Here is a 15,940-nt window from a genome sequence, read left to right as displayed (position 1 = left end):
GCAAGCTCTTATGAAGTCCGCTCGACTTGCATGTATTAGGCACGCCGCCAGCGTTCGTCCTGAGCCAGGATCAAACTCTCCATAAAAGTGTTTGATATAGCTCACTGTCACAAACGTGACGTTTTTTTAAAACATTGACGAGATATCATGTATCTCATTTATTTCGCTTGGCTTTTTGTTCAGTTTTCAAAGAACTATAACGTCGCTTGTTGTTGGCGACTTTTATATTGTATCAAGTGTCCCTCTTTGTGTCAACAACTTTTTTGAAATGTTTTTTCTCGAAAGTTTTCTTCGTGGACAACGAATATAAATATACCAAGTTACTGAGAAAAGAGCAACATCTTTTTTTGAGGAAATAGTTTCCTTTATAACTGTACACTCTACTTTGTTCGTATAAACGAATGATTAAGTTGTACAAATAGAAGACTAATTCTTCTTTCTATATTACTACAGACAAATGATAAGGGGCCGCTAAGCGGCCCCTTGAATTATTTATTATTAATGTAAGAAAGCAAAGAATAGAACGAAGATGACAAACAATACATACATGATCGGATGAACTTCTTTTCCTTTTCCTTTTACAATCATTGTTATTGGATAGAAAATAAATCCTAGAGCAATCCCGTGGGCGATACTATATGTTAACGGCATTGCTACTACTGTTAAGAATGCAGGAACTGCAATCTCAAATCTCTTCCAATCGATTAGTCCCAGCGATGATGCCATTAAGATACCAACGATGATTAAAGCCGGTGCTGTAACTTGCGGTGTAACAACCATTAGTAGCGGTGAGAAGAATAACGCTATTAAAAACAAGCCCGCTGTTACTACCGATGTAAATCCTGTTCGTCCGCCTGCCGCAACACCTGATGAAGACTCAATGTAAGCTGTCGTTGTTGACGTTCCTAAAATCGCACCAATTGAAGTCGCACTCGAGTCAGCAAGTAATGCTCTATTTGCACGCGGAAGTTTATTATCTTTTACAAACCCAGCTTGGTTTGCAACAGCATATAATGTTCCAGCTGTATCGAAAAAGTCAACGAATAAGAAAGTCAAAATAACAACCAATAATTGAATAGTTAAGACTTGGCCCCAACCTACTTCACCGATATAAGTAAACGCCTGCCCAAATGTAGGAGCCAAACTTGGAACAGAAGATACAATTTGTTGAGGCATATCAATTAATCCAACAATGATCCCAGCAACAGCTGTTAAGATCATTCCGTAGAAGATACCACCTTTAACACCGCGAACCATAAAAATAACTGTAACAACTAATCCAAAGATCGCAAGTAATGTAGTACTCGCTGTCATATCCCCAAGCGTTACTGCTGTAGCTTCATACGGTACAACAATACCCGCGCTTTTCAATCCAATAAATGCAATGAACAAACCAATACCGGCACCAGCTGCGTATTTCAATTCAGCCGGAATGGCATTAATAATAATTTCACGAATTCCAGACAACGTAATAATAATAAAGATAATACCGGAAACAAATACACCGAACAATGCAATTTGCCAATCAATCCCCATACCAATAACAACGGAAAATGCGAAGAATGCATTTAGACCCATACCTGGAGCTAAAGCAATTGGGTAGTTCGCAACTAGACCCATAATTAGAGTACCGATAGCCGCAGCCAAAGCTGTAGCAACAAAGACAGCCCCGATATCCATACCTGTAGCACTTAAAAGGTCTGGATTAACAAATAAGATATAAGCCATTGATAAGAACGTTGTTACCCCCGCAATTGTCTCTCGCTTGTAACTCGTTCCATTTTCCTTAAAACGAAAAAAACGATCCATTGAAAATTACCCTCCTCATTATTGTCTAAAAATTATACTTCCCAGATTTTCAACAAATCATTTGAGACCATCTCAAAAGTCAGAAAAGCACAAGCGCCCGTATAGCTGCGTATGGACTGGAGCCCACCGTATAGATAAAGAAAATATCGTGATTTTTAGTAAACCGATGTTGACTTATCGTTAGGATGAGAGCGAAGTCCAATAGCCACTAGGCACTGGAGCTAGACAAAAAAAGCTCTAGGATTTCTACCTAGAGCTTTAACGACAAAAAATCTGGAAGTCACATACACGACACGTTACCGAACGCTATGTTGACATCCGACCTTTCGTAGTTAAGCTATTTACGGTAGCTTGGTAGAGACTCACGGGCCATATTCCCATGATTATACGATCGACGGTTCTATTGCTGTTTCAATAGCATTAGTTTATCAACATAGTAATCAAGTGTCAATATAATTTCCGAACGTTTTTGTATATTATTTTTTAATTGTTCGTGTTATTCCCATTCAATGGTAGCTGGCGGTTTAGAAGTAATATCATAAACTACACGATTTACATGTTTAACCTCGTTAACGATACGCGTAGAAATAACTTCTAACACATCATAAGGAATTCTCGCCCAGTCTGAAGTCATCCCATCTATTGAAGTAACTGCACGGATACCCACTGTATAGTCATACGTTCTAGCATCACCCATAACACCCACACTTCTCATATCAGGAAGTGCTGTGAAGTATTGCCAAATTTCACGATCTAATCCAGCTTTCTTTATTTCTTCTCTTAAGATTGCATCTGATTCACGAACAATTTCCAATTTTTCTTCTGTAATTTCACCTAAGACACGAATTCCTAAACCAGGTCCTGGAAATGGTTGTCTCCACACGATTTCGTCCCTAATCCCTAACTCTGCTCCTAGTTTACGTACTTCGTCTTTAAATAAAGTATTTAATGGCTCTATTAACTCGAAACTCATATCTTCTGGTAATCCACCTACGTTATGGTGAGATTTAATCGTTTGAGCAGTAGCTGTTCCACTTTCAATAATGTCTGTGTAAAGTGTACCTTGAGCTAAGAAGTCCATATCTGTTAATTGAGAAGCTTCTTCTTCAAAGACATAAATAAATTCATTTCCGATAATCTTACGTTTTTGCTCAGGATCTTTAACACCTGCTAATTTAGATAGGAAGCGTTCTTGGGCATCGATTTTGATTACGTTCATATTGAAACCTTCGCTGAACGTTTCCATCACACTCTCCGCTTCACCTTTACGAAGAAGACCGTGGTCAATGAACATACACGTTAATTGATCCCCGATTGCTTTATGAATAAGAACCGCAACTACTGAAGAATCTACTCCGCCACTAAGTGCACATAAAACTTTTTTATCGCCTACTAGATCACGAATTTTTTGCATTTCGAGTTCAATGAAGTTTTCCATTGACCAGTTTCCTTCACATTCACATACTTTGTATACAAAATTCTCCAACAGTTGATTTCCATATTGCGAATGGCGAACTTCTGGATGGAATTGTACTCCATAAAACTTTCTTGCTACATCACTCATCGCAGCTACAGGACATGAAGGGTTTTGAGCATCAACAACAAATCCTTGAGGAGGAGCAATAATTTTGTCTCCGTGACTCATCCATACTGTCTGCTCTAAAGGAAGCCCCTCATATAACTTTGAAGGATTTTCAATTTTAATCGCAGCTTTTCCATATTCACGGTGTTCAGCTGCTTCTACTTTTCCACCAAAATGTTGTGTCATTAATTGCATACCGTAACAAATCCCTAAGACCGGAATACCTAAATCATAGATGGCCTCATCGCATTTAGGAGCACCTTCTACGTAAGCACTGTTAGGTCCTCCTGAGAAAATGATCCCTTTAGGATTCATTTTCTTAATTTCTTCCGCTGTAATTGTATTCGGGTGCAACTCACTGTATACACCTAAATCACGAATACGTCTTGCGATAAGTTGGTTATATTGACCACCAAAGTCTAGTACAACAATCATTTCATTGATGTTCTCCATCATTCATCCACCTTCTATTTTGATTTCGCTCATAGACAAAACTACGCCTACTCGCCGACTACAAGAAGTTCAGTTCCCTTATGTAGTAAAAGTATAGAAAAAGCTAGAATTCCTTCGTACCTATACTGCGAAGACAGAATCCTAGCTTACTCTCTAATATCCCGCCTTCATAGTCAGATCATTTACGGTGATCTAGTAGAAACACTTAGGCCTTATTCCTAAGAATATATGAAGGATTAAATTAATAAAATCACGGATATATTTTATCAATGACCTGCAGCATGGTCAAGAACCGATCTTTTTAATTAAATATTCCCACAACTTTTGATTTTCTTCCCAAACCTCTTTTGGCTGATTGTTACCATAGGATACTTTTTCATAGTTTAACGTAATTTCCGTCATATCATTCATCGAATAAAAAGAATCAATTCGAGCTGCAAATTCACGTAACGTTTCACTACGTTTTTTTACTATTCCATTGTACCCTAATAGCCATATGAGCGAATGAAAGGCTAATTCAAAAGATTTTTCATTGTTAAGTTTTCCGTAGCGATACAATAAATATTGAACGAGTATTCTTTTTCGGAAAATAAAGGCTATCATTGCTACTATTACTAATGTTGTGATCACCAGAATCCAAAATGCATACTCAAAAAACAAACCATCCCTATTTATAGGACCAGCTGCAACCTCGTCTTCTTGAACCTCAGCTAGTGTCTCTTCTACTTCTGGTTGAACGGTTGGGTTTTCCATCTCACGTTCCCACTGAGCTTCTAGTTCAGGTGTTTCAAACACAAAGTTGGAGGCATTATTAAAGCCTTGAGTTGGCTCAAACGGGATCCAACCGTGTCCAGGAAAATAAACTTCGACCCACGAATGGGCATTTGCATTTGTAATTTGGTATAAACGGTTACCATCCGATAGGTCGTTCAGTCTTTCACCTTGAGTAAAGCCTTTGACCCATCTAGCTGGAATTCCAAGTGTCCGTAACATCACAACCATTGAGGTCGAATAATTATCACAATACCCTTGCTTGGTTTCAAATAAAAACTGATCTACATAGTCTTCATCCGGTCCTGGTACCGCGACATTCTTCGTTTCATATCGGAATCCTGCCATACGATAGTAACGCTCAATTGCTTTTACTTGGTCGTAACGATTACTAAAGTTCACCGTGATATCTGCCGCTAGTTCTCCTACTCGATCTGGCAATGTATCTGGAAGCTGCAAATAGATATTTTGAATCGATTCAGGGTCACCATCTATCACTTGCCTTAACTTCGAAACCGAAAAATGAGGTTCTAAAAACGTTAGATTATAAGACTCAAGATGAATCGGATCATTGCCATAATACGTATTTGCTCTTCCTGTATGAGCATCAAAGTAAACAGAAATATCGATAATCGACCCAATCGAAATATCCGTCGGTTCACCAGCATAAAAAACATGTTGGAAGTTTTGGTATGGTTCAAACGAAATAGAAGCTTCTACTGCTTTCACTTCTACTTCTTGTTCGAATAATGGATAGCGCATCTCGATTTGTTCTTCCGGTGTCGTTACTTCCCAGCCTTTTCCTGTGTAAAAATCTTTAGATTCACCGCGCCAGTATTGAGCTTGAGGAGTTACAGCTTGAAAAACAGGAGTATCATCATCCTCAAAGCCACCACCAAGTCTTCCATCATTATCCCCGTAACCAATTCGTTGCCGCAGTGCACCACTTCCTTGTCCTGTGTCCATCCCAATGGCCGCTTTCATAAACGGTACAGGGTCCGCCCACTGAGGTTCATACTTAGGAGCAGCATAGCCGAAACTACTTGCAACTAGAAGCACCACACATAATGAGGCTATCAAACGGATCGGTAATATATTGGAAAACGTCTTTACATTTTCACGTTCAATCGTTCGGTACAAGGTCATTAATCCGAGAAGTAAAAAACCAACCATAAAAATTCTAACAATTGAATAGGTCGCATCATACGGTGTAAACGTATCAATCACTGTAATATATATAATGGTAAAAAGTAGGAAGAATAAAATTCTCTTTGCATACACTGTCCAAAAAAATAGCAAATAGCTCATGACAGCTAGTAGAATAAAGAACAGTAAACTTCTAAACATATCCGTAAGACCAACCCAATTTCCAGCAACCATCATCCTGACATTTTGGGACAAGTCATTCAAAAACAGTTCAAACCAATGCAAGGAAAGAAAAGACCCCTCTAAAAACATTAAATGAAGTCCATATAAGATAATTCCTAATTTTAAAGGTAATGAGATCCAAACTTTAACTTGCATAAATGTCAGTAAGAAGAAAAATAACGTTACTCCTATAAAAAATGAGATATATCCAGTATCTGTTATATATGGTAGAGGTAATAACCATTCTAATAATAGGATATAGCTTAACATATAAAGAAAGAAGTGCCTTCCTTTATGAGCTTTCATATTAGCTGCAACCATAGTCATCACCTGCTTTTCATCAGTTCCGAATTAAACTTTTCATCGGTAAATTGATACACCTTGACTCTTTGCATACGAAGCGACTGTACATACTGTTGATCTTCAACTTGTCCAGAAACCCAGCAAACGATCACTTGAATATTCATAGCTCTTAAATATTGGAGCCATTCATAATCTTGTTGATTTAGTGAAACGGTCACGATAATAATCGTTCCATTACGATAAGGTTCTAACAAACTAGTTTCAGTCGGCAAGAACTGCTCTTTTTCTCCTTGGACCTTTGCTAGATGATAATATAGCATTTGATAATGTTCTAGAGTCGTATCTGGAAATAATACTTCAGTATCGGTACCAACACTTACAAAACTTAGAGCATTATGATTTTCATAACAATGTTCAGCTATTGAAGCCGTTAGTTCAACTGCTCTTTCAAACGTTTCCTTCGTGCTTTTTCCAACATATCGATTAAAAAATAAGTGAAACGCTTCTCCTTGTGACGTTTCGAATTCCTTCGTCATTAGTTTCTCACTTCGAGCAGAGTGCTTCCAATCAATACTTGTTAACCGATCTCCTGGAATATAGTGACGAACACCCGCAATGGACAATTCTTCTTCTAACGAATGGGCAAAAGATACACTTTCTCCAAATCCGCCACCTGAGTTCACACTCCAACTTTTTAAAGATTGATAGTGAGGAAATATGAGAACGGTCGTTTCAACACTCACCGTCTTTTTTCGTTCAAAGAAACCAAACATATCGCCAATGACGACTTCTATCTCACGGAAGGAGTGCTCACCCCTCGGCAGCTTTTCAATCGTATATTCGAAATGAAGGGTTCTTTTAAAAGACAGAAAGAAAAGCGCACTATTATTTACGTCATGAATCGCCTCTATACCATGAGGGAGTTGGTCTTTCACTCTAACAAAGCAAAATGGATGAAGAAGTTTATTTTTTACAAACACTTCTACCTCAACATCATCATACGCTCTTAAGGTGTCTGCACTTAATGTCCGATAGGCTTCAATGCGCTGAAACGTAAACAAGAAAACACTAATTGATAACAAACTAATAACGACGATACTATAAAATAAAAACCAACTAACAAAACCACCCTGGAACATCGCATAGGCAAAAAGAGTTAGGTTTAACAGTAGTAGAAATAACGGTTTTACACCCTTTTTTAGATAAGAAAAAATCAGCTTCATCGACGAGCTGCTTCTTTCTTAGCTGTAGGTACCGGAATTTTATCTAACATATTTTTAATGAGCTGTTCTGACGTCATTTTTGCCATACTCATGTCTGTTTTTAAGAGAATTCGATGTGAGAATGTATATGGCGCTAATAGTTTAATATCATCGGGAATCACATACTCTCTGCCTTGTAAAAAAGCATACGCTTGAGCTGCTTTCATGATCGCTATGGAGCCACGCGGACTCACTCCTAGGCGAATCCCACGGTTTTCACGTGTTTCATTTACTATACTTAAAATATAATTTTTTACTAATTGGTCAACAAAGATGTCTTTTACTTTTTGTTGGATCTCAATGACTTCTTCAAGGGATAAAACCGTTTCTAGCTTTTCAATCGGATGTCCTTTTTCAATTCGTTCAAGAACATCAAGCTCTTCTGCAAACGAAGGGTATCCGAGTTTTAATTTAAATAAAAATCGATCCAGTTGTGCTTCTGGTAAAGGGTACGTACCTGCATATTCGATTGGGTTTTGAGTCGCCATTACAAAGAACGGCTGTTTTAATCGAATCGTATCCCCATCAATCGTCACATGACCTTCTTCAAGTGATTCCAGTAAGGCTGCTTGCGTTTTCGGTGAAGTACGATTAATTTCATCCGCTAAGACGATATTGGCCATGATTGGGCCTGGACGAAACTCAAAACTCATTGTTTTTTGGTTGTATATTGAAACACCTGTCACATCAGAAGGAAGCAAATCTGGTGTGAATTGTATTCGTTTAAATTCAGCACCTAAAGTTTTGGCAATGGCTTTAACCATCATCGTTTTTCCAACTCCAGGAACATCTTCTAATAGAACGTGCCCGCCAGAAAGCAAGGCAACCATACTTAATTCCACTTCTTTTCGTTTACCAACTACCACTTTTTCAATATTATCTAATGCTTCTACAAGCCGATCTCTTACGTTAGCCATAACCGAAAACCTCCATTTTTCAATAACAACCTATCAATCTTATATTAGCATGTTGAAATTCTCACGCTACTATCTTTCATTTCCAATTTTACTATAGTCTTAATCATATAGGCGAATAATATCAGGGAATTTATTATAAATTTAAAATTTAAAAACAACTTTAAATAGAAGAGTTTTTTTAGAGTGCGAGCTTTAATGTACTAGGAGTACTTACTCTTCTTTTGGAAAGAAAAAAAGCCGTTGATATACAACAGCTTACGAAAGTTAAGAAGAACGGATCCCTGATGAAGCATAACTTTGAATCATCTTTTGTAAATTTTTATGTGACTCTCTTAATTTAACCGTTTCGTCGATTATTCTTTGAAAACCTTCCAAATCTTTATCAGATGCATTTAACACAGACTTTGGAATACCTTCTGCAATTTGTTGTAAAGATAAATCCCGGCTCACGACAATGACCACCTTCCTGTTCTTTTGTGGGACCTGTGATTTTGCCCTGTTAATTATTTATGGATACAACAGAATTTTTCCTGCTAACCATGCCTAATATTTATCTACACTTAACACCACAAACGCTGAAATATAGTAAAGATCATTCTCCATTTAACAAAAATCGACGGAAATCTATACATGTAAAGGCTAAATTGTAGAAAAATTTTTATTCTTATTACACGATGATTCATTTATGGTACCGTACAATTTAAGGTTATCTTAGTATTAAACAAAAAAAGGACCTCTACTAAGAATTACTTAGTAGAGGTCTTCCTTATTAATTCATTTGTAGAACGGATCGCGGTATAGCTGACAAACCTTTAAAAGGTTTGTAGAGCTATTATTACATCATGCCGCCCATACCACCCATGCCAGCCATGTCTGGCATTCCGCCGCCGCCATTTTCGTCTGGTTGGTCAGCGATTACAGCTTCAGTTGTTAGGAACATTGCAGAAACTGATGCAGCGTTTTGAAGCGCAGAACGTGTAACTTTAGCAGGGTCAACGATACCAGCTTCAACCATGTTTACCCACTCGCCAGTTGCAGCGTTAAATCCAACGCCAACGCCTTCACCTTTTAGACGCTCAACAACAACAGATCCTTCAAGTCCTGCATTGTGTGCGATTTGGCGAACTGGCTCTTCAAGAGCACGTAGAACAATGTTTACACCTGTTTGCTCATCGCCATCAGCTTGAATAGTAGCTACTGCTTTGTAAACGTTCATTAATGCAGTACCACCACCAGCTACGATACCTTCTTCAACTGCCGCACGAGTTGAGTTAAGAGCATCTTCAATGCGAAGTTTACGCTCTTTCATTTCTGTTTCAGTAGCCGCACCAACTTTAAGAACCGCTACACCACCAGCTAATTTAGCTAGGCGCTCTTGTAATTTTTCTTTATCAAAATCAGAAGTTGTTTCTTCTACTTGTGCTTTAATTTGGTTTACACGAGCAGCAATTTTATCTGACTCGCCAGCACCTTCAACGATTGTAGTTGTTTCTTTCGTTACAACTACTTTCGCAGCGCGACCAAGTTGAGTAATGTCAGCAGATTTAAGATCTAATCCTAAGTCTTCTGTAATTACTTCTCCACCTGTTAAGATTGCGATATCTTCTAACATTGCTTTACGACGGTCACCAAAGCCAGGAGCTTTAACTGCTACCGCGTTAAATGTACCACGAAGTTTGTTAACAACTAATGTTGCTAAAGCTTCACCTTCAACATCTTCAGCAATGATTAAGATCGGACGACCTTGTTGAACAACTTGCTCAAGTACAGGTAGTACTTCTTGGATGCTTGCAATTTTCTTATCTGTGATAAGAACATAAGGGTTATCTAATACAGCTTCCATTTTATCAGAGTCTGTTACCATATAAGGAGAAGCATATCCACGGTCGAATTGCATACCTTCAACCACTTCTAGCTCAGTTGTAAATCCTTTAGACTCTTCAATTGTGATAACACCATCGTTACCAACTCGCTCCATTGCTTCAGCAATAATCTTACCTACTTCATCGTCAGCAGAAGAGATTGCAGCTACTTGAGCGATAGACTCTTTACCTTCGATCGGCTTAGAGATGTTTTGTAATTCTTCAATAGCCACTCGAGTTGCTTTTTCGATACCTTTACGGATAACCATCGGGTTAGCACCAGATGTTACGTTCTTTAAACCTTCGCGGATCATAGCTTGAGCTAGAACCGTTGCAGTTGTCGTACCGTCACCAGCAATATCGTTTGTTTTGCTAGCTACCTCAGCAACTAATTTCGCACCCATATTTTCAAATGGATCTTCTAGTTCGATTTCCTTAGCGATTGTTACACCGTCATTTGTAATTAATGGAGAACCGAATTTCTTTTCAAGAACCACGTTACGTCCTTTTGGTCCAAGAGTTACTTTTACAGCATTGGCTAATGCATCTACACCGCGTAACATTGAGCGACGAGCGTCTTCACTGAATTTAATATCTTTTGCCATCGTTTCAACCTCCTAAAATTTTGTTCAATATGTTATCGTTTCGTCATTTATTAACCGATTACAGCTAAAATGTCGCTTTCACGTAAAACTAAGTATTCGTTACCTTCGTACTTCACTTCAGTACCTGCATATTTAGAGAAAATGACTGTGTCGCCTTCCTTCACTTCAAGAGCAACACGCTCACCATTTTCAAGTACGCGACCAGTACCAACTGCTACGATTTTTCCTTCTTGTGGTTTTTCCTTCGCAGAATCTGGAAGAACGATACCACTTGCAGTCTTTTCTTCTGTCTCAACTAACTCAATTACAACACGATCACCTAATGGCTTTAACAAGGAAAACAACCTCCTTAAAATATTGTATTTTCTCCTCAAGAATATGTAAAAGTTTATGGTGAGGAGATTTGTTAGCACTCGATGTGGTTGAGTGCTAATTTCAATTATTATAATAATCACTCGCATTTTTTTTTGCAAGTATTTTGTACGAATTTTTTTCTAAAAATAATAATACAACTTGTATTAATGACCAAAAGCCTTCAATAGAATAACCATTTGCGTTATTTTATAAACTATTTGTAAAGAAATTATTATTTGTATTAGTGAGCTAGACTTTCTTCGGGATGGAGGAGGGCCATTCCTTCTAGTTTTTTTAATAAATATGATAGAATGAAAAATACACTGTTCAGTTTAAAACATAACATTATATACAAAGGGGATTTCTATTGTGTCTAAACGCTATTGGTGGGTATTAATAACATATATCGCCATGCACCTTTCCGCTTTTATCGGTGTTCCTTTACTCAAGCTTTACGATGTACCTTTAGAAAGAATACCTGGCATTTGGAGTACGATTAGCTTTTCTGCAGCATTATTGATCATTATTCTCTTGCTTTTGCCTGATATTCGAAACCGTCATGAAGTACGTGGACGTTCATCTAAAACAGATGCTGCAATGTGGTCGATCCTTGGTGTGATCCTTGCATTTGTCGCACAGTACATTTCCATATACATTTCGGTCTTTCTTTTAGGTGTAGAACCTGGTTCTGAGAACACGGAACGAATCTCAGAATACGCTCGAATTTTTCCGCTATTCATCATCGTTATGGCTGTGATTGGTCCTATTCTTGAAGAAATTATTTTTAGAAAAGTTATTTTTGGTTCACTCTATAAGAAATACAACTTTATTATTGCTGCGTTAATTAGCTCGTTAATTTTTGCAGTCGTGCACGCAGATTTAGATTACTTATTAGTTTACACAGCTCTTGCTTTTGTTTTTTCTTATCTATATGTAAAGACAAAGCGGATTCTCGTACCGATCATTGCCCACGTAGCGATGAATACATTGGCAGTCTTAGTTCACGTTGTATACGGAGAACGCCTTGATGAATTACGACAACAACTAGATCAAATACAATCATTTATTGGAGGATTTTTAGTATGAGGACGTCTCCTACGTTTATGGCGGTCGTTTACGCCTTAATCGGTGTCATGTTCACCTATCTAGCTATTCAAAATGTTCCAGTGGCAGGCTGGAACATTTGGACTTACTTATTTATCGGTTTAGCGGCCGTTGATTTTATGATGGCTTATCGTTTCTTTCAAATGCGAAAATACATACGAAAATCAAAATAAAACAGAACATAGTACTTAATCAAACGTTTAATTAAGTACTATGTTCGATCAATAATCAAGAGGCTGGTTCATAAGCATGCATACTCTCTCAAGAGGAATAAATGCGTATGAACCAGCCTCTTTTTGTGATGTCTTAAATCAGCATAATCCCTGACACTTTCATTTTATCTAATTGTAGAGATTGTAAAAGTACTGTAAGAAAATTGTAAATCCACAGGAAAGATAGGATATCGATGGGAATATAATAGAGCATTAATTATTTTAATTTAGGAGATATCTATGAACAGAGAACATACATTTTCTTACGGGAAAATTGCAGTAATTGGTAGTGGTTTTCTCGCTTTAATGCTCGTTTGGACGATCTATAATACATTTATGCCACTCATTCTTGGAGATTATATTGAAAGTAGTGCGATACGTGGAGCCATTATGGGGATTGATAATTTACTCGCCGTTTTATTAATTCCAGTTATCGGCGCTTGGTCGGACCGGGTTAAATCTCCACTTGGACAACGACTTCCATTTATAGCTGTCGGAATGCCATTGGCTGCGATTACATTTGCACTCTTGCCCTTTGTTTCAGGTATTGGTCTTTTCATTCTTTTAACCATTGATATTGTTTTTCTATTAGCAATGACCATATACCGTGCACCAGTCATTTCTCTCATGCCTGACCACACTCCACCAACAAACCGTTCGACTGCAAATGGGGTTGTTAATTTTATGGGCGGTGTGGGTGCGATAATCGCCTTATTTATCCTTTCTCCTCTATTTGACGTAGACCGACTCTTTCCTTTTGTCATTGGTGGATGCATTTTATTCGTTGCGTTTATCTTATTGTATTTAGTGATTGACCGTAATCCTCCGTTCACTGAGAATACAGCAGGAGATCAAGAGGAAACGCAGGCATTGAAAACATTAAAGGACGGAATAAAGAATTTATTTCTTAAAGAAAACCGTGGCAAGCTTTTTATCTTTTTGGCAATTTTCTTATATTTCATCGGCTATACAGGTGTTGAAGCGCTTTTTTCAATCTGGGCCACTGAGCAATTAGGGCTGACAGGCGGTGAAGCTGGTGTAACGCTTGGATTTTTCAGCTTATCTTTTGTTTTATTTGCCATTCCCGCTGGTTTACTTGGAACACGTTTTGGTAAAAAGCCCTTAATGTTAGTAGGTCTTATCTTCCTACCGATCTTGTTTGCTGTTATTCCCTTTTTAGAAGGCTTACTGTTTGTTCGAATCGTTCTTTTCCTAGCTGGTATAGCTTGGGCGTGTATAAATGTGCAAGCTTATGCTTTAGTTAGTGATTTAGGTGGCACATCTAAAATTGGTTTATACACTGGTATATATTATTTATTTTCAATGTCATCAGCGATTATTGCGCCGTTTCTACTCGGCACCATGATGGATCTCTTCGGAAAAGACAGCTTATTTTTTACTGCTGCAATCACTATGGTCATTGCGTTTTTATTTTTAAGAGCAGGTAAAGATCGGGATGCAAATGTCGTTAACAACTCTACGAAGAGCATGTAAGCACTGTCTATGCATTGACTAAAAACTAGATACGATAAAAGCACTCCCTGTAAGAAGGAGTGCTTTTATCGGAGACTTGAATTAGGAGACACTTTTTTCTTGGACTGGCGCCTCTTTTGACGTTTTCCCGAGTAAATAACCGACTGGTACCGTAATTGCGGTAAGAACAGCTAGAATGATAAAGCCTTCATTAATGGCTTGTAAGTTCGCCAATTCAACAGAACCTTCTACTGCAAAAAGTTGTGCTTTTCTTACTTCATAATAAATAGAAATGAAAACAATTCCTAAGGCGGAACTCATTTGCCTTAATACATTATTCATTGCCGAACCTCTAGAAACGATTTGTTCAGGAATAGCATTCATACCTGCTGTCGTTGCAGGCATACTGCATAGTCCAAAACCAATTCCTCTGATCGCCATAATGATAATAATGAAAGCTAGTGATGTTTCCATCGTCATAATACCTAATAAAAATGTACTTATAGCAGATATAATTAACCCTACCGTTACAATACCTGTTGCCCCTTTTTTATCGAGAAGCCTCCCTCCGACCGTCATGAAAATCCCAGTTAATAACGCAGCTGGCAAGAATACAAGACCAGTCGTAATGGCGTTGTAGCCATATACATTTTGTAAGAGGAGAGGCAAAAGGAAAATACCTCCAAATAGGCCAATAGACGTAATTCCTGAAATCCAAACGCTTAACGAATACGTTGTAATTTTAAATATAGATAAATCTAAGAGTGGAAACTTTTGTTTTTTCTCGATCATTACAAATAAAACTAAACTAATCAATCCGACGATAATTAAAACGATATTCGATGCGTAAGTTAAATGCTCCAGACTAGATGTTCGCCCTAAGGCAAGGAGGATTAATCCGACCCCTAGAGTTACTGTAATAAATCCCCAACGATCAAACGTAATCGACTTATTGAGTTCCGTTTCTTTTAAATATTTTGATGCAAACCAAATTCCTAATAATCCTACTGGGACATTACATAAAAATAGATAATGCCAGCTGCCTGTCTCGATAATAATTCCGCCGATCGTTGGTCCAACCGTCGGTGCCATCATCGCAGCTACACCGTAAACGCCCGTTGCAAGACCTCTTTCTTTACGCGGAAAATTAGCAAATATTAGTGCCATCGATAAAGGCATCATGATACCTCCACCAATTCCTTGAAGTCCTCTAAAAAAAATCAGTGACGATAGATTCCATGAAAAAGATCCTAAGATGGAGCCTATTACAAAGATACTTAACCCGATGATGTATAACCGTTTTTTCCCCCATTTGTCACCTAAAAACCCAGTAACCGGCATGATCATACCCATAGTTACCATAAAGATTGTAATGACCCAACCTGTCGAAACCGCATCTGTATCAAATACGTTCATAAGCTGCGGTACTGCTGGATTGAGCATACTATTATTTAAAATTAACGTGAAGGTCCCGATCAAAACTGCTATGACGACCATCCATTTATCAGATATTTTCCCCATACAACCCACCATTTCGCCTTTCGAAATAATTAATATAACTATACCACGGATCAAGTTGTTTCGGTACTAATTTGTTTTCCAGTTGTTAGGGGGTTTGGAGAGGGAACGGGCTTTAGATGCCATTATAAGTTATAAGTTAAATTATTTAAACTCATCAGATTAATATTCATTAGCTAGCCATGCCTCAGCTTTTAATTCCCTTAAAACAATGCATTACACAGAATAGTAAGAACAATGAATTAATGAAAAAAAGAAGCTACCTTTTTGTTATGAGTCCAATGACTGACACCCATTTCATAAGCAGCTTCCTAAATTGTTTATTTTTGAGGGGTAAAGCGATAGTC

The 15,940-nt window shown here is 37.9% G+C and carries 12 protein-coding genes, 1 rRNA gene and 2 riboswitches; of the genes, 3 read left to right on the top strand and 10 right to left on the bottom strand.

Annotated features, from left to right (window positions below; genetic code table 11):
- The 9 genes from ACNSTQ_RS20975 to groES all read right to left on the bottom strand — a co-directional run.
- A 16S ribosomal RNA gene (locus tag ACNSTQ_RS20975) occupies positions 1-86 on the bottom strand; the annotation flags it as partial.
- A 412-nt stretch (positions 87-498) separates the two neighbouring features.
- A complete protein-coding gene (locus ACNSTQ_RS20970; protein ID WP_418201702.1) occupies positions 499-1,809 on the bottom strand; it encodes an NCS2 family permease in 1,311 nt (436 codons plus the stop codon).
- 309 nt (positions 1,810-2,118) lie between these two features.
- Positions 2,119-2,220: riboswitch (purine riboswitch) on the bottom strand.
- Between the two features lie 85 nt (positions 2,221-2,305).
- The gene (gene guaA / locus ACNSTQ_RS20965) at positions 2,306-3,844 is read right to left on the bottom strand and encodes a glutamine-hydrolyzing GMP synthase (protein WP_418201701.1); all 1,539 of its coding nucleotides are present in this window, start codon (positions 3,842-3,844) and stop codon (positions 2,306-2,308) included.
- 150 nt (positions 3,845-3,994) lie between these two features.
- Positions 3,995-4,096, bottom strand: a riboswitch (purine riboswitch).
- A gap of 33 nt (positions 4,097-4,129) precedes the next feature.
- On the bottom strand, positions 4,130-6,304 hold the full coding sequence (locus ACNSTQ_RS20960) for a transglutaminase TgpA family protein (protein ID WP_418201700.1): 2,175 nt from the start codon (positions 6,302-6,304) through the stop codon (positions 4,130-4,132).
- A 5-nt stretch (positions 6,305-6,309) separates the two neighbouring features.
- Positions 6,310-7,509: a DUF58 domain-containing protein gene (locus ACNSTQ_RS20955; protein ID WP_418201699.1), complete on the bottom strand. Its 1,200-nt coding sequence runs from the start codon at positions 7,507-7,509 to the stop codon at positions 6,310-6,312.
- On the bottom strand, positions 7,506-8,465 hold the full coding sequence (locus ACNSTQ_RS20950; protein WP_418201698.1) for an AAA family ATPase: 960 nt from the start codon (positions 8,463-8,465) through the stop codon (positions 7,506-7,508). The genes ACNSTQ_RS20955 and ACNSTQ_RS20950 overlap by 4 nt, the downstream gene beginning before the upstream one ends.
- Before the next feature lie 264 nt (positions 8,466-8,729).
- Positions 8,730-8,915, bottom strand: a complete 186-nt coding sequence (locus ACNSTQ_RS20945) for a hypothetical protein (protein ID WP_418201697.1) — start codon at positions 8,913-8,915, stop codon at positions 8,730-8,732.
- Positions 8,916-9,300: 385 nt separating this feature from the next.
- Entirely contained in the window at positions 9,301-10,932 is a 1,632-nt protein-coding gene (groL, locus tag ACNSTQ_RS20940) for a chaperonin GroEL (RefSeq protein ID WP_418201696.1), read from the bottom strand.
- A 50-nt stretch (positions 10,933-10,982) separates the two neighbouring features.
- Entirely contained in the window at positions 10,983-11,267 is a 285-nt protein-coding gene (groES, locus tag ACNSTQ_RS20935; protein ID WP_418201695.1) for a co-chaperone GroES, read from the bottom strand.
- Positions 11,268-11,655: 388 nt separating this feature from the next.
- Here groES and ACNSTQ_RS20930 point away from each other — a divergent pair, with 388 nt between their 5' ends.
- The 3 genes from ACNSTQ_RS20930 (at position 11,656) to ACNSTQ_RS20920 (ending at position 14,096) form a co-directional block, all read left to right on the top strand.
- Complete coding sequence (locus ACNSTQ_RS20930) at positions 11,656-12,372, top strand: lysostaphin resistance A-like protein (protein WP_418201694.1); 717 nt, start codon at positions 11,656-11,658, stop codon at positions 12,370-12,372.
- Positions 12,369-12,563: a YdiK family protein gene (locus tag ACNSTQ_RS20925; protein WP_418201693.1), complete on the top strand. Its 195-nt coding sequence runs from the start codon at positions 12,369-12,371 to the stop codon at positions 12,561-12,563. Before ACNSTQ_RS20930 ends, ACNSTQ_RS20925 begins: the two co-directional genes overlap by 4 nt.
- A gap of 279 nt (positions 12,564-12,842) precedes the next feature.
- Complete coding sequence (locus ACNSTQ_RS20920; protein WP_418201692.1) at positions 12,843-14,096, top strand: MFS transporter; 1,254 nt, start codon at positions 12,843-12,845, stop codon at positions 14,094-14,096.
- A gap of 81 nt (positions 14,097-14,177) precedes the next feature.
- Here the strand turns inward: ACNSTQ_RS20920 and ACNSTQ_RS20915 are convergent, their stop codons facing one another.
- Positions 14,178-15,596, bottom strand: coding sequence for an MDR family MFS transporter (locus tag ACNSTQ_RS20915; RefSeq protein ID WP_418201691.1), 1,419 nt, complete (start codon positions 15,594-15,596; stop codon positions 14,178-14,180).
- Positions 15,597-15,940 lie beyond the last annotated feature (344 nt).

The sequence above is a fragment of the Alkalihalobacterium sp. APHAB7 genome, assembly GCF_048323755.1.
In the GTDB taxonomy this organism is placed as follows: domain Bacteria; phylum Bacillota; class Bacilli; order Bacillales; family Bacillaceae_F; genus Alkalihalobacterium.
This window is presented reverse-complemented; position numbering and strand designations above follow the sequence as displayed.